General features: G+C 62.8%; 26 protein-coding genes. 16 read left to right on the forward strand and 10 right to left on the reverse strand.

What is annotated here, in order from left to right:
- Positions 1 to 19: 19 nt before the first annotated feature.
- A complete protein-coding gene (groL, locus tag RPMA_RS19590) occupies positions 20 to 1,663 on the forward strand; it encodes a chaperonin GroEL (protein WP_211909341.1) in 1,644 nt (547 codons plus the stop codon).
- A 124-nt stretch (positions 1,664 to 1,787) separates the two neighbouring features.
- Here the strand turns inward: groL and RPMA_RS19595 are convergent, their stop codons facing one another.
- Positions 1,788 to 2,132, reverse strand: coding sequence for an ArsR/SmtB family transcription factor (locus RPMA_RS19595; protein WP_211909342.1), 345 nt, complete (start codon positions 2,130 to 2,132; stop codon positions 1,788 to 1,790).
- A gap of 85 nt (positions 2,133 to 2,217) precedes the next feature.
- Here RPMA_RS19595 and RPMA_RS19600 point away from each other — a divergent pair, with 85 nt between their 5' ends.
- Both RPMA_RS19600 and RPMA_RS19605 read left to right on the forward strand, forming a co-directional pair.
- On the forward strand, positions 2,218 to 2,970 hold the full coding sequence (locus tag RPMA_RS19600; RefSeq protein ID WP_211909343.1) for an SDR family NAD(P)-dependent oxidoreductase: 753 nt from the start codon (positions 2,218 to 2,220) through the stop codon (positions 2,968 to 2,970).
- Between the two features lie 192 nt (positions 2,971 to 3,162).
- Positions 3,163 to 3,444: a hypothetical protein gene (locus RPMA_RS19605; protein ID WP_249225307.1), complete on the forward strand. Its 282-nt coding sequence runs from the start codon at positions 3,163 to 3,165 to the stop codon at positions 3,442 to 3,444.
- A gap of 69 nt (positions 3,445 to 3,513) precedes the next feature.
- Here RPMA_RS19605 and RPMA_RS19610 read toward each other — a convergent pair whose 3' ends face one another.
- Both RPMA_RS19610 and RPMA_RS19615 read right to left on the reverse strand, forming a co-directional pair.
- Positions 3,514 to 3,906: a hypothetical protein gene (locus tag RPMA_RS19610; RefSeq protein WP_211909345.1), complete on the reverse strand. Its 393-nt coding sequence runs from the start codon at positions 3,904 to 3,906 to the stop codon at positions 3,514 to 3,516.
- A gap of 103 nt (positions 3,907 to 4,009) precedes the next feature.
- The gene (locus RPMA_RS19615; protein ID WP_211909346.1) at positions 4,010 to 4,840 is read right to left on the reverse strand and encodes a transglutaminase-like domain-containing protein; all 831 of its coding nucleotides are present in this window, start codon (positions 4,838 to 4,840) and stop codon (positions 4,010 to 4,012) included.
- 167 nt (positions 4,841 to 5,007) lie between these two features.
- Between RPMA_RS19615 and RPMA_RS19620 the strand changes: the two genes are divergently transcribed.
- The 3 genes from RPMA_RS19620 to RPMA_RS19630 are packed head-to-tail and all read left to right on the forward strand — an operon-like array spanning position 5,008 to position 5,878.
- Positions 5,008 to 5,280 (forward strand): hypothetical protein, encoded by a 273-nt coding sequence (locus RPMA_RS19620; protein WP_211909347.1) that lies wholly within the window; start codon positions 5,008 to 5,010, stop codon positions 5,278 to 5,280.
- Positions 5,270 to 5,566 (forward strand): hypothetical protein, encoded by a 297-nt coding sequence (locus RPMA_RS19625; protein ID WP_211909348.1) that lies wholly within the window; start codon positions 5,270 to 5,272, stop codon positions 5,564 to 5,566. Before RPMA_RS19620 ends, RPMA_RS19625 begins: the two co-directional genes overlap by 11 nt.
- Positions 5,567 to 5,602: 36 nt before the next feature.
- The gene (locus RPMA_RS19630) at positions 5,603 to 5,878 is read left to right on the forward strand and encodes a DUF1488 family protein (RefSeq protein WP_211909349.1); all 276 of its coding nucleotides are present in this window, start codon (positions 5,603 to 5,605) and stop codon (positions 5,876 to 5,878) included.
- 41 nt (positions 5,879 to 5,919) lie between these two features.
- Here RPMA_RS19630 and RPMA_RS19635 read toward each other — a convergent pair whose 3' ends face one another.
- Both RPMA_RS19635 and RPMA_RS19640 read right to left on the reverse strand, forming a co-directional pair.
- The gene (locus RPMA_RS19635; RefSeq protein ID WP_211909350.1) at positions 5,920 to 7,017 is read right to left on the reverse strand and encodes a DUF2778 domain-containing protein; all 1,098 of its coding nucleotides are present in this window, start codon (positions 7,015 to 7,017) and stop codon (positions 5,920 to 5,922) included.
- Between the two features lie 478 nt (positions 7,018 to 7,495).
- A complete protein-coding gene (locus tag RPMA_RS19640) occupies positions 7,496 to 8,194 on the reverse strand; it encodes a DUF899 family protein (protein ID WP_211909351.1) in 699 nt (232 codons plus the stop codon).
- A 120-nt stretch (positions 8,195 to 8,314) separates the two neighbouring features.
- Between RPMA_RS19640 and RPMA_RS19645 the strand changes: the two genes are divergently transcribed.
- From RPMA_RS19645 to RPMA_RS19655, 3 genes are all read left to right on the forward strand, one after another.
- A complete protein-coding gene (locus RPMA_RS19645) occupies positions 8,315 to 8,854 on the forward strand; it encodes a DUF6886 family protein (protein ID WP_211909352.1) in 540 nt (179 codons plus the stop codon).
- 264 nt (positions 8,855 to 9,118) lie between these two features.
- A complete protein-coding gene (locus RPMA_RS19650; RefSeq protein ID WP_211909353.1) occupies positions 9,119 to 9,622 on the forward strand; it encodes an RrF2 family transcriptional regulator in 504 nt (167 codons plus the stop codon).
- Between the two features lie 42 nt (positions 9,623 to 9,664).
- Entirely contained in the window at positions 9,665 to 10,129 is a 465-nt protein-coding gene (locus RPMA_RS19655) for a carboxymuconolactone decarboxylase family protein (RefSeq protein WP_211909354.1), read from the forward strand.
- A 235-nt stretch (positions 10,130 to 10,364) separates the two neighbouring features.
- On the opposite strand, the gene RPMA_RS19660 is transcribed toward RPMA_RS19655, so the two are convergent.
- Positions 10,365 to 10,856 carry a MarR family winged helix-turn-helix transcriptional regulator gene (locus RPMA_RS19660; RefSeq protein WP_211909355.1) on the reverse strand — a complete coding sequence of 164 codons (492 nt, stop codon included), beginning with the start codon at positions 10,854 to 10,856 and terminating at the stop codon, positions 10,365 to 10,367.
- A gap of 140 nt (positions 10,857 to 10,996) precedes the next feature.
- Here RPMA_RS19660 and RPMA_RS19665 point away from each other — a divergent pair, with 140 nt between their 5' ends.
- From RPMA_RS19665 to RPMA_RS19675, 3 genes are read left to right on the forward strand one after another with little or no spacing between them, the layout of a single operon-like run.
- A complete protein-coding gene (locus tag RPMA_RS19665; RefSeq protein WP_211909356.1) occupies positions 10,997 to 12,262 on the forward strand; it encodes a cytochrome P450 in 1,266 nt (421 codons plus the stop codon).
- A gap of 7 nt (positions 12,263 to 12,269) precedes the next feature.
- Entirely contained in the window at positions 12,270 to 12,593 is a 324-nt protein-coding gene (locus RPMA_RS19670; RefSeq protein ID WP_211909357.1) for a 2Fe-2S iron-sulfur cluster-binding protein, read from the forward strand.
- Positions 12,594 to 12,651: 58 nt separating this feature from the next.
- Positions 12,652 to 13,866 carry an ABC transporter substrate-binding protein gene (locus RPMA_RS19675; RefSeq protein ID WP_211909358.1) on the forward strand — a complete coding sequence of 405 codons (1,215 nt, stop codon included), beginning with the start codon at positions 12,652 to 12,654 and terminating at the stop codon, positions 13,864 to 13,866.
- 104 nt (positions 13,867 to 13,970) lie between these two features.
- Here the strand turns inward: RPMA_RS19675 and RPMA_RS19680 are convergent, their stop codons facing one another.
- Positions 13,971 to 14,960, reverse strand: coding sequence for a Bug family tripartite tricarboxylate transporter substrate binding protein (locus RPMA_RS19680; RefSeq protein ID WP_249225309.1), 990 nt, complete (start codon positions 14,958 to 14,960; stop codon positions 13,971 to 13,973).
- 448 nt (positions 14,961 to 15,408) lie between these two features.
- Here RPMA_RS19680 and greA point away from each other — a divergent pair, with 448 nt between their 5' ends.
- The gene (gene greA, locus RPMA_RS19685) at positions 15,409 to 15,891 is read left to right on the forward strand and encodes a transcription elongation factor GreA (RefSeq protein ID WP_211909359.1); all 483 of its coding nucleotides are present in this window, start codon (positions 15,409 to 15,411) and stop codon (positions 15,889 to 15,891) included.
- A 94-nt stretch (positions 15,892 to 15,985) separates the two neighbouring features.
- Here the strand turns inward: greA and RPMA_RS19690 are convergent, their stop codons facing one another.
- The 3 genes from RPMA_RS19690 to RPMA_RS19700 all read right to left on the reverse strand — a co-directional run bounded on the left by RPMA_RS19690 (position 15,986) and on the right by RPMA_RS19700 (position 19,141).
- Positions 15,986 to 16,444 (reverse strand): helix-turn-helix transcriptional regulator, encoded by a 459-nt coding sequence (locus RPMA_RS19690; RefSeq protein ID WP_211909360.1) that lies wholly within the window; start codon positions 16,442 to 16,444, stop codon positions 15,986 to 15,988.
- Between the two features lie 94 nt (positions 16,445 to 16,538).
- Positions 16,539 to 18,026, reverse strand: coding sequence for a glycosyltransferase family 39 protein (locus tag RPMA_RS19695; protein WP_211909361.1), 1,488 nt, complete (start codon positions 18,024 to 18,026; stop codon positions 16,539 to 16,541).
- Positions 18,027 to 18,043: 17 nt separating this feature from the next.
- The gene (locus RPMA_RS19700) at positions 18,044 to 19,141 is read right to left on the reverse strand and encodes a glycosyltransferase (RefSeq protein WP_249225311.1); all 1,098 of its coding nucleotides are present in this window, start codon (positions 19,139 to 19,141) and stop codon (positions 18,044 to 18,046) included.
- Between the two features lie 330 nt (positions 19,142 to 19,471).
- On the opposite strand from RPMA_RS19700, the gene RPMA_RS19705 reads away from it, so the two are divergent.
- From RPMA_RS19705 to bcsS, 3 genes are all read left to right on the forward strand, one after another.
- Positions 19,472 to 20,272, forward strand: a complete 801-nt coding sequence (locus RPMA_RS19705; RefSeq protein WP_211909363.1) for a DUF72 domain-containing protein — start codon at positions 19,472 to 19,474, stop codon at positions 20,270 to 20,272.
- A gap of 18 nt (positions 20,273 to 20,290) precedes the next feature.
- On the forward strand, positions 20,291 to 20,770 hold the full coding sequence (locus tag RPMA_RS19710; protein ID WP_211909364.1) for a DUF488 domain-containing protein: 480 nt from the start codon (positions 20,291 to 20,293) through the stop codon (positions 20,768 to 20,770).
- 154 nt (positions 20,771 to 20,924) lie between these two features.
- Complete coding sequence (gene bcsS / locus RPMA_RS19715) at positions 20,925 to 21,767, forward strand: cellulose biosynthesis protein BcsS (RefSeq protein ID WP_211909365.1); 843 nt, start codon at positions 20,925 to 20,927, stop codon at positions 21,765 to 21,767.
- Positions 21,768 to 21,769: the final 2 nt, after the last annotated feature.

Raw genomic sequence — 21,769 nt, forward strand, 5'->3', positions numbered from 1 at the left:
ATATTCAAGGACATCCAACATGGCTTCCAAAGAAGTTAAATTCGGCGTTGACGCGCGCGACAAGATGCTGCGCGGCGTGGACATCCTCGCCAACGCGGTGAAGGTCACCCTCGGTCCGAAGGGCCGCAATGTCGTGATCGAAAAGTCGTTCGGCGCACCGCGCATCACCAAGGACGGCGTCACCGTCGCCAAGGAAATCGAGCTCGAGGACAAGTTCGAGAACATGGGCGCCCAGATGGTGCGCGAAGTGGCTTCGAAGTCGGCTGACGCAGCTGGCGACGGCACCACCACCGCGACCGTGCTGGCCCAGGCCATCGTGAAGGAAGGCGCCAAGTCGGTCGCCGCCGGCATGAACCCGATGGATCTGAAGCGCGGCATCGACATGGCTGTGGAAGCCGTGGTCGCCGACCTCGTCAAGAACTCCAAGAAGGTCACCTCGAACGACGAAATCGCCCAGGTCGGCACCATCTCGGCCAACGGCGACTCGGAAATCGGCAAGTTCCTGGCTGACGCCATGAAGAAGGTCGGCAACGAAGGCGTCATCACGGTTGAAGAAGCCAAGTCGCTCGAAACCGAACTCGACGTCGTCGAAGGCATGCAGTTCGACCGCGGCTACATCTCGCCCTACTTCGTCACCAATGCTGACAAGATGCGCGTTGAATTCGACGACGCCTACATCCTGATCAACGAGAAAAAGCTCTCCTCGCTGAACGAGATGCTGCCGCTGCTCGAAGCCGTCGTGCAGACCGGCAAGCCACTCGTCATCGTCGCCGAGGACGTTGAAGGCGAAGCCCTCGCCACCCTCGTCGTCAACCGTCTGCGTGGCGGCCTCAAGGTTGCTGCCGTCAAGGCTCCGGGCTTCGGCGATCGCCGCAAGGCCATGCTGCAGGACATCGCGATCCTGACCGGCGGCCAGGCGATCTCGGAAGACCTCGGCATCAAGATGGAAAACGTGACCCTTCAGATGCTCGGCCGCGCCAAGAAGGTGATGATCGACAAGGAAAACTCCACCATCGTCAACGGCGCCGGCAAGAAGGCCGACATCGATGCACGCGTGGCGCAGATCAAGGCGCAGATCGAAGAGACCACTTCGGACTACGACCGTGAGAAGCTGCAGGAGCGTCTCGCCAAGCTGGCTGGCGGCGTTGCCGTCATCCGCGTCGGCGGCGCGACCGAAGTCGAAGTGAAGGAGCGCAAGGACCGCGTTGATGACGCGATGCATGCGACCCGCGCTGCGGTTGAAGAAGGCATCGTCCCCGGCGGCGGCGTCGCTCTGCTCCGCGCCTCCGAGCAGCTCAAGAACATCAAGACCAAGAACGACGACCAGAAGACCGGCGTCGAGATCGTCCGCAAGGCCCTGTCGGCTCCGGCCCGCCAGATCGCCGTCAATGCTGGCGAAGATGGTTCGGTGATCGTGGGCAAGGTTCTCGAGAACACCCCGTATGCCTACGGCTTCGACTCGCAGAGCGGCACCTATGGCGACATGCTCAAGAAGGGCATCATCGACCCGACCAAGGTTGTCCGTGCAGCGATCCAGAACGCCGCCTCGGTTGCCTCGCTGCTGATCACGACCGAAGCCATGGTCGCCGAACTGCCCAAGAAGGGCGGCGCAGCCGGCGGCGGCATGCCCCCGGGCGGCGGCATGGGCGGCATGGACTTCTAAGGGTCCGCGCTGTTCAAGCGAACAAGCAAATGCAGAACCCCGGCAGCGATGCCGGGGTTTTTGTTTGTGTAGTCGGTGGTCGAACGCTGTGTGTCAGGAGCCAGGTCGCGCAAAACGAAGCGCGTCAACTCCCAGCCCCCACCTCCGCCGCGCCATCGCTCATCGAATGCGCCAAGATCACCATCAGCAGCCCCGGAAACCGCGCCTCGATATCCGCCGCACGCACCGCGTTCTGATGCTCGACGCCCTTCTTGCTGGTCTGCACCAGCCCGGCCTCGCGCAGCACGCGAAAATGGTTCGACAATGTAGACTTGGCGATGGTCGGGCACGGCGAGGCCGCCGTGCAGGACAGGCAGCCGCTTTCCTGCAGCAGGCCGCGAACAATCTGCAGCCGGATGGGATCGGCCAGCGCCGAAAGCACGCCGGATAGCGTGATGTCCTTCGTCGCGGGGTGAACGAACTGTGCCATGAAAAAAGATATAGGCGCCCCCTTGCGCTCGTTCAATAGTCCCATACTTCCGAACTATTGAAACACCCAACGGGGGATCACGATCATGACCAAGACATTCGAAGGCAAAGTGGCACTCGTAACCGGCGCCTCCAAAGGAATCGGTGCTGAAATCGCCCTCCAGCTTGCCGCTGCCGGCGCCGCGGTCGGCGTCAATTACGCGTCCAGCAAGGAGGGAGCCGATAAGGTGGTGGCGGCGATCACGGCCAAGGGCGGCAAGGCGATTGCTGTGCATAGCGATCTCGCCTCATCCGGCGGCGCCACCGCGGCGGTTGCCGAGACAGTCAAAGCGTTCGGGCCGATCGACATCCTGGTCAACAATGCCGGCGTCTACGCCTTCGGTGGCCTCGATGACATCACGCCGGAGCATTTTCACAGCCAGTTCGATCTCAATGTGCTGGGGCTGTTGCTGACGTCGCAGGAAGCTGTCCGGCACTTCAATGCGAACGGCGGCAGCATCATCAATATTTCATCGGGTGTCTCGACCATGGCTCCGCCGAACAGTGCAGTCTACACCGCGACCAAGGCGTCGGTGGATGCCATCACCTCGGTTCTCTCGAAAGAACTTGCGCCGAAGAAAATCCGCGTCAACGCCGTCAATCCCGGCATGATTGTCACCGAAGGCGTAGTGTCCGCCGGTTTTCATGAAGGCGAGATGCGCAACTGGGTCGAGAGCGTGACGCCGCTTGGTCGCGTCGGCAAGGTCGAGGAGATCGCCTCAGTGGTCGCATTCCTTGCATCAGATGCGGCGTCCTACGTCACTGGCGAGACGCTTCATGTCACAGGCGGCGCGCGCTAATATTGCAACCACATTTTCGAAAGCGAAGCATAGCTCCGGCAGCAAAGCCGGGGCTTTTATTTTCAATGACGCCTGAGATCAGTGCTGTCACACACGCCCCCTTCCCGCCGCATTTTCTTCAGGTTCGGTTCACCCGCAGCACGTAATTCTTCTGCGCTGGCTGATGACATGCATCGGCCTCGAGTTTGGAGAATGCCCGTGAAGAAATTTGCTTTTGCTATTGCCGCTGCCGTCACGATTGGCCTGGCTTCGCTGGTCTCGCCCGCTTCGGCGACGACGATCACCATCGACAAGACCAATGTCGCTGCGCCGCTCACAGATTTCTCGTCGCAGCACCGTCATTATCATCGCGGCCCCCACCACGCCCGCCGCACGACCGTGATCCGTCGTGGTCCGGTCTGCACCGTGCGCACCGTCGTGAAGCGTGGCCCTTACGGCCGCCGCGTCGTGAACAAGGTTCGCGTCTGCCGCTAAGCGACAGCACCAGCCAAAAGATCAAGGCGGCGCAATCCTGCGCCGCCTTTTTTATTGGCGATCAACGGATCACTCATCGTCAGGTTCAGGCCCCGGCGGCATTTGTGGCATCGACGGGTTTTGCGGGCGCTGCGGCGCTGACGGCTGCGTGCGGTCACGGACCATCGGCCCCTGCCCGCGGGTGACCTGGTTCGGCGTGGCCGCTTGCGGCGGATAGAAGACGTCGTAGCAGGCGCGGCTCAAACGAGGGCTGGCATCTCGCAAGCAGTTCTCCACCCGCCTCTCATCCGGCATGGCCGTCGCGCATAAGCGAAACGCGTCGGGCATGCAGGCCTCGCGCTGCGCATCGGTGCCACCCTGCGCATGCACGGTGACGACGGTTCCAATCATCACCGCTGCTGCCATCATACCTGATGCAAGCTTTGAGACATTTTTATTCAAGGTCACACTGTTCGAGGCCATAGCCTGGTGTCCTCCGCGCTTGTGACAAATCAAATTCATCACTCCGCTCTCAGTTCCCCATATGCTCGCGCATCGCTGCTGAAAATGGCGGCTCGTTTGCGAATCAATTGGGGCGCAACGCGACGCCTTCATCGACTTCATCGGTCCATACCTTGAAGCTCAACAGCGTATTCGGCCCGAAGGTCTGCGTGATCGGGACATCGGCTGCATCGCGCCCCTGTGCGATCAGCACGCGGCCGATGCGCGGGATATTGTTGCGGGCATCGAATGTGTGCCAGGCCCCACCGAGATAGGCCTCGAACCAGCCGGCGAAGTCGCCATCGGCCCACGGCTTCGGCATGCCGATATCGCCGAGATAGCCGGTACAATAGCGCGCGGGGATATTCATGCAGCGACAGAAGGTGATCGCGAGATGCGCATAGTCGCGGCACACGCCTTTGCCCTCGTTGTAGACATCCCACGCGGTCATCGTCGCGCGGGCATGCAGATAATCGAACGCGATGTGATTGTGCACGAAATCGCAGATCGCCTGCACGCGCGCCCAACCCGGCAAGGTTTTCTCGAACAGCCGCCACGCTGTTTCCGACAGCCGATCGGTCTCGCAATAGCGGCTGCCGAGGAGATAGACGATGGTCTCCGCCGGCAGATCTTCCACGGCATGCTGAAACGCCGTCGGCACGATGGCGTCGGGTTTGCCGCTGTCATTGACGATGCCATCGGCGGTCAGCCGCATCCGGCCGGCGGGCGCCACAATGCGGCTGCACCAGTTGCCGAAGCCATCGCGATAGAGCGTGATCGGCACCGCCGGCTCCGTCACCAGAAAGTCCGGCACGATGACATCCGACGCGCGGGTGAAATGCGTGCCCATCACGATTAGCATCGGCGTGGCCTGCGGGAAATCGTAGACCATCTCGTAGCCGACGCGGATCTTCATGCAAATTACCTCACTGCTTCAACAGCATGCACAGTTCTCTCCGGCAATTGCGAGCACAAAGCGCGGCATTGCAGCGCGATCCACCCCAATGCGGAGAAATAGATAGCTAATCGCGGCGAATAGGCGCACCGTCATCCGATGCCAGATGTTCACAGCGACGCGCGCGTATGACCACCAGATCGCGGCGCGAAAGCATCACGTTCAAGCATCCTTTTCGGCTGGCCAGCATCGACAGGCTGCTTCCAGCCGGCACCTACGATGTCGTCACCGACGAAGAGATGATCGAAGGCTTGTCCTTTGCGAGCTATCGGCGCGTGGCGACCATGATCACCGTGCCCTGCGCGCCGCCGCATGGCAATTCCATGGAAATGATGTCCATTGGCTCGCTCGAATTGTCCGATGCCCAGCGCATCGATGCGAGCGCCCCTAATGACGGATGAGCCGGTCGAACTCGACAGCCGCCGCGGCATGGCCGCACAGAAGGCCACCGATCTTCGCCGCGCGCTCGCGGATGTCGAAGCGAATGCGAAAAACTTGCGCAATCGCCAGAGCGAGATCGAAGTGCAACTGCTCGCCACGCGCGCGACCACCTGGCCGGAAGTGGCCGCCAATGCGCGCTATGTTCTCAATCTCTATGCCGCATCGCTTGGCCCGCAAGACACCCGGCATCGCGACCTGATCGCCATGGTGCTCGATGACTTCACGCGCCTCGCCAGAAACGACTGATCTTCTGCGCGGCGAACGACAACAAAGGAGACCATCATGGCCCTGACACGCGGCGCCTATCAGAGTTTTGATGACGACCGCGGTGTCGTGCGTTTCTCGATGAAGAATGCCGAAGTGGAGGTTGCGTGCGCCATCTCGACATCGGCGATGGACGATCTGGAGAAATCGAGCCGGACCAAACCAGAGCAGCGCGAAGAGCAATTCATGCGGCTGCGCGATCGCATCGAGGACAGCGCGAACAAAAAGTTCGAGAAAAATGAGTTCGAAGGTACGCCGCGCGGAATCATCTTGCGCAGTGTCGATTTCCGCTGACCGAGATCAGAGAACTACGCGACCAAGGCCTGAGCTAAAGCTCAGTCCAGGCTGGCGACGACGACGACGCGGCGGACTTCACCGCGGCGATAGGCCTGCAGGAACTTGTCGTATTCCTTGAAGGAAATGCAGCCGTTGGAATCGCCGTTGGGGCCCAGCAGGTAGCTATGGGTGAGCAGGCCGTTGCGGCCGTAGATCGCGCTCTCGCCGCCGAGCGGCGTCATGCGCAGCGCGGCGACGCCATGGAACAGGGCTTCGCGCGGCTTGAGATCGTAGATGTGCGGCGGGGTCACGCCGCGCATGCGCTCATGCGCATAAGCGGGATTGTCCATCCGCGAACCCAGGCCCGAATGCGCCTCGAGCTTGGTACCGTCCGGCATGTAGACGCGCTTGGCGGTGATGTCATAGACCGCGGTGAGACGATCCATGTCGGTCGGCTCGGGCGACGCCGACGTCGCGTCCTGGCCGTTCGGCAACACGCCGCCGTCGGAGCCGGCATAAGCGAGCACCGGGCCGCTCTGCGGGGATTTGCCGCCGAACAGCTTGTCGAAAATATTGAGGCTGGCGTTCTTCGGCTGGGTGGCCAGCGCCATGCGGGCGCGCTGCACCAGCGCGTCATGACCGAAAGCGCCGCCCTTCGGCGTGGCGGCCTGCGCGGTCTGCTGATGGGTCTGCGATGCACCGGCATCGGTCGGGCGGGCATTGGGCGTCGGGATGCTGGCGACGAGCTGCTTGACCGTCGGCGCCGGCTGCATCAGCGCGACTTCCTGCGGCTTGGCCGGTGCCGGCACGGTCGGCTCCACAGCGCTCCAGCGCTGCGCGAAGCGATCCGGCGGTGCGCCCATCGAGGACGGCGCAAACCAGGCGACCTGCTGCTTCGCCTGCGGTGCTGCGACCGGTGCGGAGCCTGCAAGCGGCGCGCGGCGCGCGGGTTCAAAACGATCGGTGAAATCGGCGTTCTGTTCGGCGCGGGCGACGCGCTGACCGAAACGTTCGGCAAATGAGGAGGTCGATACGCCGGCATCGGGTGCGATGCTCGCGGTCACCATGGACGGCTCGACATCGCTGAAGAGCTTGCCAGCCAGTGTCCATCCACCCGTCAGAGCTACGGCAGCAAGGGCGCCACCGACGATGAACATGCGTGAGTTCGAGTTTGACTGTGTCACGTAACGACCTTGGCGCGAGGGCGCGGACTTCGTCTTCAACGCATGTTCACTATTACTCATACGCCTGACGCCCGACACAAAAGCTCTGTGTCCCCTGCCGCTGCGCCGGTGGATCGGACGATCCACGGCAGCATTCCGCAGGAGTGCGGAGCGCCATTAAGGCGAGTTTTAGTTAAATGCGAATTAATCGGAGGTCCCCCAACGAATGCCTGACTAAAGGCCTGCCAATCATGGCCTTTTTGAGTTTCGAGGCAAGCGTTTTGGCGGTTCCCGCGACGGTTTTTGACGTCCCGTTTCGGGACAGGATCCGTCGCGAAATGCGCTCCAGTGCACAGCCCCGGCCGTTGCTCAGGCAGATGCAGATCAGGCCGATGGATCTTGTCCGCAGCTACTCTGCGTGATGGAACACACCTGAAGAGTGCCCCATCCAGGCCCTAGGTGACTGAAAAGGTTAATAATTCAGCTTCGGATACCAGTCGGTTCCACGCCCTTCCGGCGTGCAGTCGAGGATGTTCCAGATCGGCATCAGGTCGGGCGCACCGCGCGGATCCTGGCCCGGATCGGCGGTCGCGGCGAACATCTCACCGGCCCAGAAGTGGCGGATGGAACCGTCCCGGCGAGTGAAAATGTTTAAGGCCGCATCGTCCCCGCCATCTTTGGTCATCCCGAAATAATCGCGGCTGAAGTCGCCGGACGGGTCCGAAAACAACGGCAGGTGGTGCCAGCCACGCGCACGCTTGAACGCGGTGAGTCGCGCAATCGGCGAGCGCGCGATCACGGCCAGTGCGACACGTTGGGTGATATCGGGCACCTCGCCATCCCAGGCCGACAGCAGCGAGGTACACATCGGGCACGGCTGCTCGCGCTGCGGGCCGAACATGTAGGAGTAAGTGACCAGCGTCTGCTTGTCGCCGAACAGGCCTTCCAGCGACACCGGACCGTTCTCGCCGATGAATTGATAGTTCGTGGTGACCGCGCCGCCATCGGGCAGCGCACGGCGCATCTCGGCGACACGCTCGATATGGCGGCGCAGCTCGATCTCCTCGATCAGCAATGCATTTCGCGCGGCACGGTAATCCGCACTCTCATTGGGGAAGCGCACGGTATTCGATTTCACGAGTTCGGCAGCGGGGATCAGGGACTCGGTCATGGCATCACCTCCGTGGAATGATTGAACGCCCGTGACTGGAAGACGTTGCGGAACCGGGGAAACCGACACGGACAATTCCGGAGATTGACGTCGCCGATGCGCCTGTCATTGAGTACCGGAATGCGCCTGTTTCATTTCAGCGAAGAGAACCATATCGAGGTCTTCATGCCGCGGCCTACGCCACGGCCGGTGCCGGGCTTCGACGCGCCATTGGTCTGGGCGATCGATGACTGGCATCAGGCGATGTATCTGTTTCCGCGCGACTGTCCGCGGATCTTCGTCTGGCCGGTGACGACGACGACACCGGAATACGTCACGGCCTACCACAAGATGACCTCCTGCCGGATGGTCGCGCATATCGAGCTCGGCTGGCTCGATCGGCTCGCGCAGACCACGATCTATCGCTACGAACTGGCGCCCGATGGCTTCGAGTCGCTTGGCGATGCCGGCATGTTTGTCTCGCCGGCGCCGACCATGCCGATCGCTGTCGAGCGCATCGACAACCTGGAAAAAGCGTTGAGCGATGCCGGCGTGGAGTTGCGCGTGCTGCCGTCGCTGAAAACGCTGGAGCCCTTGTGGGAGACCTCGCTTCACGTCAGCGGCATCCGCCTCAGCCAGGCCTCCGACGGACCGATCATGCCGCCGCGACTGGTGAATTGAGTGGCTCTTTCTTTTCCCTCCCCGGAGCGAAGCGACTGGGGAGGGTGGCGCGGCGCGAGCACTTGCGAGCGACGTGACGGGTGGGGTCTCTCCCCACGTGACGTCTGTTCGTGGGGAGTTACCCCACCCCCGCCTATCGGCGGACCCTCCCCATTCGTTTCGCTCCGGGGAGGGAGGCCATCGGCAGCGACGCGTTTCGCCTCACCTTGACACTCGAACTAATCACGGATAAACAGTATCCACGATTTGTTGGAGGCTGCCCCGATGAAGATGAGCGATGGTGTCGAGCAGGCCATTCACAGCGTGGCCATGATGGCGGGTCTCACCGCTGATGGCGTGCTGTCCGCCGCCGCGCTCGCTGATTTTCACGGTGTCTCCACCAGCTATCTTCTAAAACATCTGCAGGCGCTGTCCGGCGCCGGCATCGTGATGACAAAGCCCGGCCCGACCGGCGGCTATCGTCTGGCGCGCATGCCTGCAGACATCACGTTGCTCGACGTGGTGCTGGCGATCGAAGGCCCCGCCCCCGCGTTTCGCTGCGCCGAGATCCGCCAGCGCGGCCCCAATCCGTTGCCGGGCAAGCCGAAGATGCCCTGCGCCATCAATGCCGCGATGCTGCGCGCCGAACGCGTCTATCGCGACGAACTCGCCAAGGTCACTCTTGCCGACATCATCGGCGATCTCCGCAGCAAGGACACCGACGGCGCCATCGCCGCACGCGGCTGCGCGTTCCTTGCACACAACGAACGGCGCCGCAGCGCCAATTGAATTTCAAATCATCATCTCATCCCACATCCCAGGAGAACGACCATGACCGCCCGTCTCAATTTCGCCAAAGCCGCCCCGGATGCCTACAAGGCCGTCTCCGCCCTTGACAGCTACGTTGTCAAGGACAGCGGCCTTGAGCCTGCAATCGTCCACCTCATCAAGCTGCGCGCGTCGATCATCAATGGCTGCGCCTTTTGCGTCGATATGCATGTGAAGGAGTCGCGTCACGACGGGCTGAGCGAACAGTGGATCAACATGATGTCGGTCTGGCATGAAGCCACCGTCTACTCGCCGCGCGAGCGCGCGTTGCTCGGCTGGGTCGATGCCGTCACGCTGATCGCAGCGACGCGCGCGCCCGACGCCGATTACGAAGCACTGCGGGCCCACTTCTCCGATGAGGAGTGCTTCAAGATCACCACCGCAATCGCGGCGATCAATGTCTGGAATCGCCTCGCAGTCGCCTTCCGCCTTCCCCATCCGATCGACAAGCCGAAGGCTGCGGCCTGAATCATCCGACTGCGCAACGGAAAAGCCCGGCGGAGATGCCGGGCTTTTTTGTTGGTGCACGCGTGCACAGCAACATTTCCAGGGCGGCGAAGCTTTTTGTTGCCTCAGCAACTAATCCGTGAGAACATTTATCAATCGGGCGCATCGAGAGCAATTCAATTGCCGCGCCGCTGCAGGGAGAGAAACGATGACGGACCGCATGCGCGGGACCGAATGCGATGCTGCGCGCCCGCGCCTAGCCGGCCGGAGCCGTGACGGCATCGAGATTGCCGTGAATGCGCCGCAGCAGGTCGATCAGAACCTCGCGCTCGCTTTCCGCGAGGCAGGACAGCAGCCGCTGTTCGCGTTCCAACGCCGCCACGATGACCGCATCGTGAGTCTTGCGCCCCTTCGCCGTCAGCTTGATCGAATGCGTGCGCGCATCGCGCCGATCGGTGCCGATGGCCACCAGCCCCCTGCCCTCCAGCATCGACAGCGTGCGGCTGACCGGCCCCTTGTCGAAGCCGATGACCTGACAAATCCGCGAGGCTGGAATCCCGGGCTCGATCGCCAGCAAAGACATGATGCGCCATTCGGTGACGTTCACGCCGAAATGCGACTGATAGAAAACGGTCGCGCTGTTCGACAGTTTGTTGGCGATGAAGGTGATGAAGGCAGGAACATAGCGTTCGAGATCGAGCAACTGCGCATGGGCTTCATTGCGCACGGGCGCGTCGATCTTCGGCATGTGTTTGTCCGCCTGTTTTCTGCCCATCCGCCGCGGCCTCGTTTGTCTGTTCAAGCCAGCCCCGATCCGGGCCGCTCGTATCATTCGAGACATAGAGATACGCGACGACAATTGCCAAGAAGAAAACAGGGAGACGCCCCATGGTCGCATTGAGCTATTCCAATACGGCGCCATCAGTGCCGGTCCTCGCCTTCGATACACAAGCAGAGGACCAAGCGTTCCCGCGCATTCCGACACTCGACGTCGATCCATTCGCCATCGACTTCTTCGCCGATCCGCATCCGACCCATGAGGTGCTGCGCGAAGCCGGGCCTCTGGTCTATCTGCACAAATGGAACGTCTATGCGGTCGCCCGCTACGCGGAAGTCCATGCCGTGCTGAACGATCCCGCCACCTTCTGCTCCAGCCGCGGCGTCGGCCTCAGCGACTTTGCCAAGGAGACCCCGTGGCGGCCGCCGAGCCTGATCCTCGAAGCCGATCCACCCGCGCATACCCGCACCCGTGCGGTCCTGAGCAAGGTGCTGTCCCCCGCCGTGATGAAGACGCTACGCGACGGTTTCGTGGCCGCAGCAGATGCGAAAGTGGACGAGTTGCTGGAGCGCCGCAGCTTCGATGCGATCGCCGATCTCGCGGAAGCCTATCCGCTCTCGGTGTTTCCCGATGCGATGGGGCTGCAGAAGGAAGGGCGTGAAAACCTGCTGCCTTATGCCGGCCTCGTCTTCAATGCGTTCGGCCCGCCCAACGAATTGCGCCAGAACGCCATCGCCCGCTCGGCCCCGCATCAGGCCTATGTGCAGGCGCAGTGCCAGCGCGAGAATCTCGCGCCCGGCGGCTTCGGCGCCTGCATCCATGCACGCGCCGATACGGGCGACATCACGCCTGACGAAGCACCGCTGCTGGTGCGCTCGCTGCTCTCGGCGGGACTGGATACGACGGTCAACGGCATCGGCGCCGCGGTCTACTGCCTGGCGCGCTATCCCGAAGAGTTTGCAAGGCTGCGTGCGGACCTCTCCCTCGCCCGCAACGCTTTCGAGGAAGCCGTGCGCTACGAGAGCCCGGTGCAGACCTTCTTCCGCACCACGACGCGCGCTGTCGAGATCAGCGGCTATCGCATCGGCGAAGGCGAGAAGGTGCTGATGTTCCTCGGCGCCGCCAATCGCGATCCGCGCCGCTGGGACGATCCCGCGCGCTACGACATTACCCGCAAGACATCCGGCCATGTCGGTTTCGGCTCGGGCATCCATATGTGCGTCGGCCAGCTGGTCGCGCGGCTGGAGGGCGAAGCCATGCTGTCGGCCCTGGCGCGCAAGGTGAAGAGCATCGCGATCAGCGGCGAAATCACGCGCCGCTACAACAACACACTGCGCGGGCTCGAAAGCCTGCCCGTCACCTTCACACCTGCCTGAGGATACAATGCCGAATATCACGTTCATCCACCCCGATGGCCACGCGCAAAACGTCGATGCGGCGCTCGGCGACAGCGCCATGTCGGCGGCGACGCGGGCCGGGATCGACGAAATCGTCGCCGAATGCGGCGGCAGCGCTGTCTGCGCGACCTGCCATGTCTATGTGGACGACGACTGGCTGACGCGTGTCGGCGATGTCAGCGGCGACGAGAGCGAATTGCTGGAAGGCGTGGCCACCGACCGGCTGCCGAACAGCCGCCTCTCCTGCCAGATCAAGATCACCGAGGCGCTCGACGGCCTCGTATTGCGACTGCCGGAGCGGCAAATCTAGCTCCACCGCGACCGGCAACGTCCGGACCCGCGCAACAAATCACACAGGGGAATGGACCATGAAGAGCTACAAGACAGTTCTAGCCGCCGCGGCGTCCTGCTTGATGGCAAGCGCCGCACATGCGCAGGTGTCGGACGATGTCGTCCGCATCGGCGTGTTGAACGATATTTCCGGAGTGTTTCAGGACACCAACGGCATGGGCTCGGTAGAAGCCGCGCGCATGGCCGCCGAGGATTTCAACGGCGGCGGCAAGAATATCAAGGTGGAGATCGTCTATGCCGATCACCAGAACAAGGCCGATGTCGGCTCCGCCATCGCTAAAAAATGGCTGGATGTGGACAAGGTCGATGCCATCGTCGACGTGCCGAATTCGTCGGTCGGCCTCGCCATCAACAATATCGCCCGCAACACCAAGATGACGTTCCTCGCCTCGTCCACGGCGACCTCCGACCTCACCGGCGCGCAATGTTCGCCGAACACCATCCAGTGGGTCAACGATGCCTGGGCCACCGGCAACACCACGGCGCAGGCGATGATGCAGCGCGGCGGCAACGACTGGTATTTCATCACGGTGAATTACGCGCTGGGCCAAGGCATCGAGGCCGAAGCCACGAACTACATTACCAAGAACGGCGGCAAGGTGCTGGGGTCGTCGAAGCACCCGCTCGGCACTTCGGACTTCGCCTCGCTGCTGCTGCAAGCTCAAAATTCGAAAGCGAAAGTGATCGGCCTCGCCAATGCCGGCGCCGACACCATCAACCTCGTCAAGCAGGCCAACGAATTCGGCATGCAGGACGGCCCGCAGAAGCTCGTTGCGTTCCTGATCTTCATCAACGACGTCCACGGCATGGGGCTGAAGACCGCGCAGGGCCTGCTGCTGACGGAAGCCTTCTACTGGGACATGGATGACGACACCCGCGCCTTCGCCAAGCGTTTCGCACAACGGCCGGGCATGAACGGCAAGATGCCGAGCGGCAACCAGGCCGGCGTCTATGCCTCGACGCTGGCCTATCTCAACGCGGTCGCCGCCAAAGGCAGCGACGATGCCGGCGTGGTGGTGCCGCAGATGAAGACGTTCAAGGGCAAGGACAAGCTGTTCGGCGACGTCACGATCCGCGCCGACGGCCGCGTCATCCATCCGATCTATCTGTTCGAGATCAAGAAGCCCGCGGAATCGAAATATCCGTATGACTATTACAAGCTGCTCGCGACCGTTCCGGCCGAGAAAGCGTTCCGTCCGATGAACGAAGGCGGCTGCGCGCTGGTGAAGTGAGCTAGATACGACAAAGGCCGGGTTGAGCGTTCAACCCGGCCTTCGCGTTTCGAATTTTACAGGGTGGGCAATACGTAGCGTGCCCACCCTACAGATTCAGCCTCTCAGTACAGCTTCGCGCCGGCGGCATCGACGACCTTGCCCCAGCGGACATGGTCTTCGCGGATGGTCTGCGCAAAGGCTTCGCGCGTCGAGGTGGTGACGCTGAGGCCCTGGGCTTCGAGACGCTCCTTCACATCCGGCAATGCGCCGATGCGGACCACTTCGGCATTGAGGCGATCGACGATGGCGTCGGGCGTGCCGGCAGGCACGACCAGACCGAACCAGCTGTCGACGACAAAATCCTTGATGCCGGCTTCAGCAGCGGTCGGCACATTCGGCAGCTGCGGCGAGCGCTCGCGGCTGGTGACGAGAAGACCCTTCACCTTGCCGTCGCGGATCTGCGGCGCCAGCATGGTCAACGTGTCGAAGGACAGGTTGACCTGATTGCCGAGCAGCGCATTCACCGCAGGTGCCGAGCCCTTGAACGGGACATGCAGCAGGTCGGTGTCGGTGAGGCTCTTGAACAGCTCACCGCTCAGATGGCACAGCGTGCCCGGCCCGCACGACGAATAGGTGAACTTGCCCGGCTCCTTCTTCGCCGCAGCGACCAGCTCCTTCGCGGTCGAGACCGGCGCATCCGGGCTGGCGGCGAGCACGTAAGGCACCGAGGTCAGGTTCGACACCGGGACAAAACTCTTGAACGGGTCGAACTGCACCTTGGTGTTGATATGCGGCAGGATGGTGAGCTGGCCGGCGGGCGCCAGCGACAGCGTGTAGCCATCGGGATCGGCCTTGGCGACGGCTTCGGCCGCGATCGCCGTGCCGGCGCCGGCCTTGTTCTCGATCACCACGGTCTGCTTCAGCGCTTCACCGAGCTTGTCGGCAAAGACGCGTGCGGAAATATCGGCAGCGCCGCCCGGCGGGAACGGAACGACAAGCTTGATCGGACGGCTCGGCCAGACGTCAGCCGCGCAGGCCGCACCGACGCCCGTGGTCAGCATGACCGAAGCGAAAGCGGCAGACAGAAGACGGAACAACAGGACGGAGCGCACGGGTGTGATCCTTTGGTTGAAGACGTTGTTTCACCGCTGCCCGCAGACACGATTCACCGGTCCCGCTCGCAAGAGCAGGTTGGAAAACCGGACAATGGTGGCTGTTTTTGTGACCGCCTGGGGCGCCTTGCGGCGCTTTCGGCGGCTTGGGAAGCAGCTTTATTAGCTAGCTAAAAATGTCATCGAAGCCCCGTTTCGACAAGGAAACGGGTTTGCAAATGCAATCCGCCGCAGAGTGGATTGCTATCGTGTTGCCACCTTCCGGCGACAAAATGCTTCTCTTCGCCCAATTGGCGGGGTCTGCCGCAGCGGAATCCTTCTCCGGCAGCCCCATCAGGACGGATTGACGACCTGCAAGGAACGCCCGGGCGGGACCGGCTGTTTGCCCCTGCTCCGCGGCTGTTGCAAAAGCACATGCGGTGATCATCTACACGACGGGAGTTCGATTTTGAGCGTTGCCTTCACCAAGGAAGAGAGTGCCGAAACGGCGTCGGAGACCCAGCTCCCCGACCGCCCGATTTCGCCGCACCCGAATCTCGTCACCGAAGCGGGATTGAAGGCCCTGGAACGCCAGCTCGACGAGGCGCGCGCCGCCTATGAGGCGGCGCAGGCGATCGAGGACGTCAATGAAAAGCGACGGCAGTCGGCGATCCCCGGCCGTGACACCCGCTACTTCGCCGAGCGCGTGCGCACGGCGCAGGTGATAGCGAAGCCCGAGACCACAGATATCGTAGCCTTCGGCAGCACGGTGACCTTCCAGCGCGACGACGGGCGCGTGCAGACCTATCGCATCGTGGGCGAGGACGAGGCCGATCCGAAAGCCGGCTCGATCTCCTTCGTCTCGCCGGTGGCCAAGGCGCTGACCGGCAAAGCCGTCGGCGACGTCGTGGAGGCCTCCGGTCAGGAACTGGAAATCACGAAAATCGCGTGACGCGGCGCGATGGCATCACGCAACGAAACGGCCCACGGCGCGATCCTCTCAAGGATCACTCCGTGGGCCGTCTCATTTCGTCAGAGCGCGTGGCTCAGCCGTTCATCGACTGGATGCGATATTTCGCAGGCGAGACGCTGAAGCGACGGCGGAAGCTGCGATGGAAGTAGGACAGCTCGTTGAAGCCGCAGGCCGCAGCGACTTCGCTGATCTTGAGCATGCACTGCTTGTCTTCGGTGAGCATGCGGCGGGCCTTGTCGAGGCGCAGCTGCATGATGCGGTCGGTAATGCTCAGCCCCGAACCCTGCAACAGGTCCTGGACGTAGCGGACGGAGAGGCCGAGCTTCTCGGCGACCACCCGCGTGGAGAACTGCTGGTCGGCGAAGCTCTCATTGATCTGGTTGATGACGCTGGCAATGCGCGCGCCGCGCAGGCCGCCAACATCGGTCAGATTGACGGGATCCGTCTGGACGGGCGCCTCGTGCACCTTGGCGGTGACGTGGTTGCTCGTGAAGTCGGAGTGGCTGCTGAAGGCAAGGTTTGTGTTTTCCATGTTCCCAATCACCGCCCATTTCAGTGTGTGCGGAGGTATGTCGGCGGGAACCCCATCAAAGGTTCAATGGAACGTATAATTTTATTCAGGGGGCTTAACGGCCGCCGAGCTCCGGCGGCGGCGAACGGTCGAGGACATCGCCCTTGGGGCCCGTGAGCAGGTCGATCTCCACCTGCTCGATCACCAGCGGACCCCGCTTGCGGGTGAGATTGGCGACCCGCTCGATCCCCGCAAAGGCCTCCTGCCACTCCTTCTGGCCGGCGGCGTTGATGGCGCCGACCAGCAGCAGCTTGCCCGACAACTGCGCTTGCGTCGGCTCCGGCATGTTCACCCAGCGAATACGCTCCGCCCGCTGGGCCACGCAGGTGCCTTTCGGCAGATAGAAGGTCAGCCAGCTGGTCGTGCCGTAATCGGGCACCAGGATGCAGGTGGCGCCGGTGCGCTGACGCACGGCCTCGATCTCGGCTGCGAGTTCGACGAAGCCGACACCGATGCTGCGCACGGTAGCGTCGCGCTTGTAGCCGGACAGGAGGCCGGTATTGGCCTGGACCACCAGCGCCACGAACAGCACGGCGCCGCCCGGCCCGGCCCAGCGCAGGCAGAAATCGACCGAGCGCTGGGTCCGCGGGCTCCACCGCACCATGGTGGCGGCGACTGCCGCGGCAATGGCGAAAGCGGGATAGACCGGCGCCAGCCAGTTGGCCTCGACCCGCGCATGCAGCGCGTGCCAGACGAAATACAGGCTGATCACCCAGAACATGACGCTGACCAGCACCCGCGCCGGCAGTGCGCCGGGATTGCGGCGCGCCAGCGCGTAGAGGCCCATGGTGCCGAGGATGAACACCAGCGGGGTCGCGAAGGCGAACTGGGTCGGGACCAGTTCGGCGACATAGACCGGGTTGAAATGTTCAATGCGGGCGCGGCCGAGCTGCTTGATGAACGACACCCATTGGTGATCGGCATTCCAGAACAGCACCGGCGAGAACACCGCGAAAGCGACGATGCCGCCGAGATAGGGCCATGGCGAGAGCAGCCAGCGCCGCATCCGCGGCACGGCAACGAGCCAGATCAGGATCGCGGCGCCGAAGAACAGCGCCGTGTATTTCGACAGCAGCGCGATGCCCACGGCGACGCCGACTGCAAGCCACCAGACGCCCTGCCCGGTCGCCGCCACCTGCGCCAGCGCCAGCAGCACGAAGCTCGACGCCACCAACAGCGGCGCGTCGGGCGTCACGATCATCAGGCCGACCGAGGTGATCATGGTGGCGTTGAGCAGCAGCATCGACGACACCGCGATGCGCTTGCCGCCGAACAGGAGTTCGGCCGTGCGGTAGATCGCCCAGCTCATGGGCAGCGTCAGCAGCACCGAGACGACGCGCACGCCGAACGGCGTGTCACCCGCGATCATGGTGCCGAGCCGGATGACGACGGCGACCATCGGCGGATGGTCGTAATAGCCGCCGGCCAGATGCCGCGACCACATCCAGTAATAGGCTTCGTCGAAGGTCAGCGGCGTCCATGCGGCCGCGATGAGCCGGATCACCACCAGCGCGATCACCGCGGCAAAGGCGCCGCGGACCATGCGAAGCTCCTGCGCCGTCACCGCTTGCGCCACACGAACAGGCCGGACATGGCGTAGTTCCAGACCACGCCCATCAGCGCGCCGGCGGCACCGGCGAGCCACCAGATCGGCTCGTTGTCATAGACCGAGAAGGCCACGCCGACATTGGCGAGCAGACCGACGCTGCAGACCAGATAGAACAGGATGAGGCCCTGCAGGATGCGAACACCCTTCAGCCGCTGGTCGCGATAGGTCAGGAAATTGTTGAGCAGGAAGTTGCTGGTCATGGCGCAGAAGGCCGCGATGCCCTGCGCTTCGGCAAACGGCAGCACGAAGGCTTCGAGGCCGGCAAACAGCACCACGAAATGCACGATCAGGCCGAGCGAGCCGACCAGCGCGAACAGCAGGAAGCGCAGCGAGACGATGTCATTGGTGAGCTTGGCGAGGATCAGGCCGAGAAAATCCAGCGCTACCATGGAATCGAGCTTGCTCTCGCCATGCATGCGCGAACCGAACGTATAGGGCACTTCGACGATCTTGAGCGTACCGCGCGCGGTGGCCACGACGTCGAGCAGGATCTTGAAGCCCTGCGTGGAGAGTTGAGGCGCCAGCTGCTCGAAGCGATCGCGGCGGATCATGAAGAAGCCGCTCATGGGATCGGCGACACGCACGCGCAGCACCTGCTGCGCCAGCGTCGTGGCAAACCTGCTGAAGCCTGCGCGCTTCTGGTCAAAACTGTCGGCGCTGCCGCCATCGATATAGCGGCTGCCGATGACCAGATCGGCGGAGCCGGTCTCGATCAGGCCGAGCATTTTGGCCAGTTGCGTTTCGTCATGCTGGAGATCGCCATCGATCACGGCGGCGCACGGCGCCGACGAGGCCAGCATGCCCTCGATACAGGCGCCGGACAGGCCACGGCGACCGATACGGCGAATGCAACGGACCCGCTCATCCGTCCGCGCCAGTTCGCGCACGGCATCGGTGGTGCCATCGGGCGAATTGTCGTCGACGAAAATGACCTCCCATGCGATCCCGGCAAGGGCCGCGTCGAGCCGCCGGACCAGCGTGGCCACATTGCCGCGCTCGTTGAAGGTCGGGACGACCACGGACAGCTGCAGCGGGCGCCCCGCCGGCATGGTCCGTCCTGTTTCCGCTTGGATGGTCACACTCATGGCGCCAGCATATATCTGCCGCACCAGAGCCTGCCAAGGCATCGGGGGAACACGTCAACCGTTTGATCACATGCGGGAAACGGGTGGGCACGCCGATGGCGGTGGCCAAAATGCAAACGACCCCGAACAACCGGCGCACGTACATCCGGCGCGCCATCCCATCAAAGGGCAGGGTTATTCAAGGTCGTCTCGGCAACGGAGCTGTTAAGCATCGACGTCGCCGTTACAGACGAGATAGGAATGCAGTGGCCGTTCCGCAAGGGGCGGCGTAAAGGAAAAATCGGGGAACGCATCATGGCTGCAAAAACCGGCAATATCCGTATCGGCATCGGCGGCTGGACCTTTGAGCCCTGGCGCGGGACGTTTTATCCGGAGAAGCTGACCCAGGCGAAGGAACTCGGCTATGCCGCGTCCAAACTGACCTCGATCGAAATCAACGGCACCTATTACGGCTCGCAAAAGCCGGAGAGCTTCCGCAAATGGGCAAGCGAGGTGCCGGATGATTTCATGTTCTCGCTGAAGGGCCCGCGCTTTGCCACCAATCGCAAGGTGCTGGCCGAAGCCGGCGACAGCGTGAAGCGCTTCTATGATTCCGGCGTGCTCGAACTCGGCGACAAGCTCGGCCCGGTGCTGTGGCAGTTCATGCCGACCAAGAAATTCGACGAGGCCGATTTCGGCGCCTTCCTCGATCTGCTGCCGCGCGAACTCGACGGCCGCGCGCTGCGCCACGTGGTCGAGGTGCGGCACGACAGTTTCTGCACCCCGGCCTTCATCGCCCTGCTCCGCGAACACAAGATCCCTGTGGTGTTCTCCGAACACGCGACCTATCCGGCCATCGCCGATGTCACCGCCGACTTCGTCTATCTGCGCCTGCAGAAGGGCGAGGACTCGATCCCGACCGCCTACCCGCCGAAAGCGCTGGATGCCTGGGCAAAGCGCTTCAAGGATTTTGCTGCCGGCGGCGAGCCCACCGACCTGCCCCGCGTCAGCGACGGCAAAGTGAAGAAGCAGCCGCGCGACGTGTTCGCTTACGTGATCCACGAAGCCAAGGTCCGCGCGCCGCATGGCGCGATGGCGCTGATCGAACGGGTGTAGTCAACGCAGGAGCGTCTGATGGCCAAAGCAGACAAAGCAGCGAAGGCGGCCAAGCTCTTCACCATCGGCTATGAGCAGACGCCGGCCAAGGCCGTGCTCGATGAGCTGGAAGCCGCCGGCGTCAAACTGCTGGTGGATGTGCGTGCCGTCGCCGCCTCGCGCCGGCCGGGCTTTTCGAAAACGCAACTTGCCGCGGGGCTGGACGAACGCGGCATTGGTTATATCCACCTGCGCAGCCTGGGCACGCCGAAGGATGGCCGCGAGGCGGCGCGCAGTGGCAATCAGGCCGTGCTCGAAAAGATCTATCGCGCGCATTTGAAGACGCCGCAGGCGCGCGAAGGCATGGACGAACTGGCGGCACTGGTGACCCAGGCGGGACCGATCTGCATCCTCTGCTATGAGCGCGATCACAAGGACTGCCATCGGCGCTGGATCGCCGAAATCATCGAGGATCGCGTCCATGTTGCGACCGAAAACCTGGTCGCACCGCAGGTCTGAGCCTTCCCGATAAATTTCAGCGCCGTTCTGCCAACGTTCCGTTATCCCCACTAGACATCGACTTATCCACATATATTCTATCTTAAGTTGTTATTTGGAATTGCGTTCTGTTGCGTTGGGTGGGGGCTCGATGCGTTGGGGACAGGCGTTACGGATGACACTGCTCATTGCGGGGCTGTCTTTCGCCAGCTCCGCAATGAGCCCTGCGATCGCACAAGTGATCGAGATCGATGGCGTCGAGATCGATGTCGAGGACCTGACCTCGCGGCGCCAGAAGACGTTCTGGGAATTGCTGACCGACAACCGGGCCAACCGCAAACAGCCGCTCGATGTCCTGTCCGGTGGCATGCCGGACAAGACGATCTATTTCGCCGGTGTCGAAGCGTCGCAATGGAGCGTCGGCGTTTTCGGTGGTGGGCAGTGGATGCCCAATGGCATCAACCGGAATGGCTTCATCCTTCGGATGTTCATGTCCGAAAGCATCGAGCGCTACACCAATGGGCGCTTCGTCTACGACACCCAGATCGGCCGCGCCTCGATCCTGCCCGGCTACCAGTTCCGCATCGGGCGGATGGACGCGCAGTTTCTTCTCGGGCCCGATGCGGAAGTCGATTTCTTCTTCCACAACGGCCGCGCCAATCGCTGGCGGACCCGCTTCGGCATGCGCGGCCTCGCCGATATCTGGTGGGAGCCGACGCCGTACCTGATGCTGCAATCCACCCTGTCCGCCACCACCATCGACAACGGATACACAGCCCGCATCGCGCCGGGATGGCGCGTCTCGGACTGGTTCTGGATCGGCCCGGAAGCCACGTTCTCAAGCGACTTCTTCAGCGAGCAGACACGGTTCGGCGCGCACATCACGGGCCTGCGCATGTACGACTACGAATGGAGCCTTGCCGCCGGCCGCGTCACCGACAATTTCGGCCGCGAAGGTTTCTACGGCCGGTTTGGCATCATGCTGCGGCCGCGCCGCGCGCCGTTTTTCGACAACTGACC

The organism is Tardiphaga alba (assembly GCF_018279705.1).
In the GTDB taxonomy this organism is placed as follows: domain Bacteria; phylum Pseudomonadota; class Alphaproteobacteria; order Rhizobiales; family Xanthobacteraceae; genus Tardiphaga; species Tardiphaga alba.

Coding starts and splice junctions, on each gene's coding strand:
- groL (WP_211909341.1), top strand. CDS start 20: ATGGCTTCCAAAGAAGTTAAATTCGGCGTTGACGCGCGCGACAAGATG.
- RPMA_RS19595 (WP_211909342.1), bottom strand. CDS start 2,132: ATGGCACAGTTCGTTCACCCCGCGACGAAGGACATCACGCTATCCGGC.
- RPMA_RS19600 (WP_211909343.1), top strand. CDS start 2,218: ATGACCAAGACATTCGAAGGCAAAGTGGCACTCGTAACCGGCGCCTCC.
- RPMA_RS19605 (WP_249225307.1), top strand. CDS start 3,163: ATGCCCGTGAAGAAATTTGCTTTTGCTATTGCCGCTGCCGTCACGATT.
- RPMA_RS19610 (WP_211909345.1), bottom strand. CDS start 3,906: ATGGCCTCGAACAGTGTGACCTTGAATAAAAATGTCTCAAAGCTTGCA.
- RPMA_RS19615 (WP_211909346.1), bottom strand. CDS start 4,840: ATGAAGATCCGCGTCGGCTACGAGATGGTCTACGATTTCCCGCAGGCC.
- RPMA_RS19620 (WP_211909347.1), top strand. CDS start 5,008: ATGACCACCAGATCGCGGCGCGAAAGCATCACGTTCAAGCATCCTTTT.
- RPMA_RS19625 (WP_211909348.1), top strand. CDS start 5,270: ATGACGGATGAGCCGGTCGAACTCGACAGCCGCCGCGGCATGGCCGCA.
- RPMA_RS19630 (WP_211909349.1), top strand. CDS start 5,603: ATGGCCCTGACACGCGGCGCCTATCAGAGTTTTGATGACGACCGCGGT.
- RPMA_RS19635 (WP_211909350.1), bottom strand. CDS start 7,017: ATGTTCATCGTCGGTGGCGCCCTTGCTGCCGTAGCTCTGACGGGTGGA.
- RPMA_RS19640 (WP_211909351.1), bottom strand. CDS start 8,194: ATGACCGAGTCCCTGATCCCCGCTGCCGAACTCGTGAAATCGAATACC.
- RPMA_RS19645 (WP_211909352.1), top strand. CDS start 8,315: ATGCGCCTGTTTCATTTCAGCGAAGAGAACCATATCGAGGTCTTCATG.
- RPMA_RS19650 (WP_211909353.1), top strand. CDS start 9,119: ATGAAGATGAGCGATGGTGTCGAGCAGGCCATTCACAGCGTGGCCATG.
- RPMA_RS19655 (WP_211909354.1), top strand. CDS start 9,665: ATGACCGCCCGTCTCAATTTCGCCAAAGCCGCCCCGGATGCCTACAAG.
- RPMA_RS19660 (WP_211909355.1), bottom strand. CDS start 10,856: ATGCCGAAGATCGACGCGCCCGTGCGCAATGAAGCCCATGCGCAGTTG.
- RPMA_RS19665 (WP_211909356.1), top strand. CDS start 10,997: ATGGTCGCATTGAGCTATTCCAATACGGCGCCATCAGTGCCGGTCCTC.
- RPMA_RS19670 (WP_211909357.1), top strand. CDS start 12,270: ATGCCGAATATCACGTTCATCCACCCCGATGGCCACGCGCAAAACGTC.
- RPMA_RS19675 (WP_211909358.1), top strand. CDS start 12,652: ATGAAGAGCTACAAGACAGTTCTAGCCGCCGCGGCGTCCTGCTTGATG.
- RPMA_RS19690 (WP_211909360.1), bottom strand. CDS start 16,444: ATGGAAAACACAAACCTTGCCTTCAGCAGCCACTCCGACTTCACGAGC.
- RPMA_RS19695 (WP_211909361.1), bottom strand. CDS start 18,026: ATGGTCCGCGGCGCCTTTGCCGCGGTGATCGCGCTGGTGGTGATCCGG.
- RPMA_RS19700 (WP_249225311.1), bottom strand. CDS start 19,141: ATGCCGGCGGGGCGCCCGCTGCAGCTGTCCGTGGTCGTCCCGACCTTC.
- RPMA_RS19705 (WP_211909363.1), top strand. CDS start 19,472: ATGGCTGCAAAAACCGGCAATATCCGTATCGGCATCGGCGGCTGGACC.
- RPMA_RS19710 (WP_211909364.1), top strand. CDS start 20,291: ATGGCCAAAGCAGACAAAGCAGCGAAGGCGGCCAAGCTCTTCACCATC.
- bcsS (WP_211909365.1), top strand. CDS start 20,925: ATGACACTGCTCATTGCGGGGCTGTCTTTCGCCAGCTCCGCAATGAGC.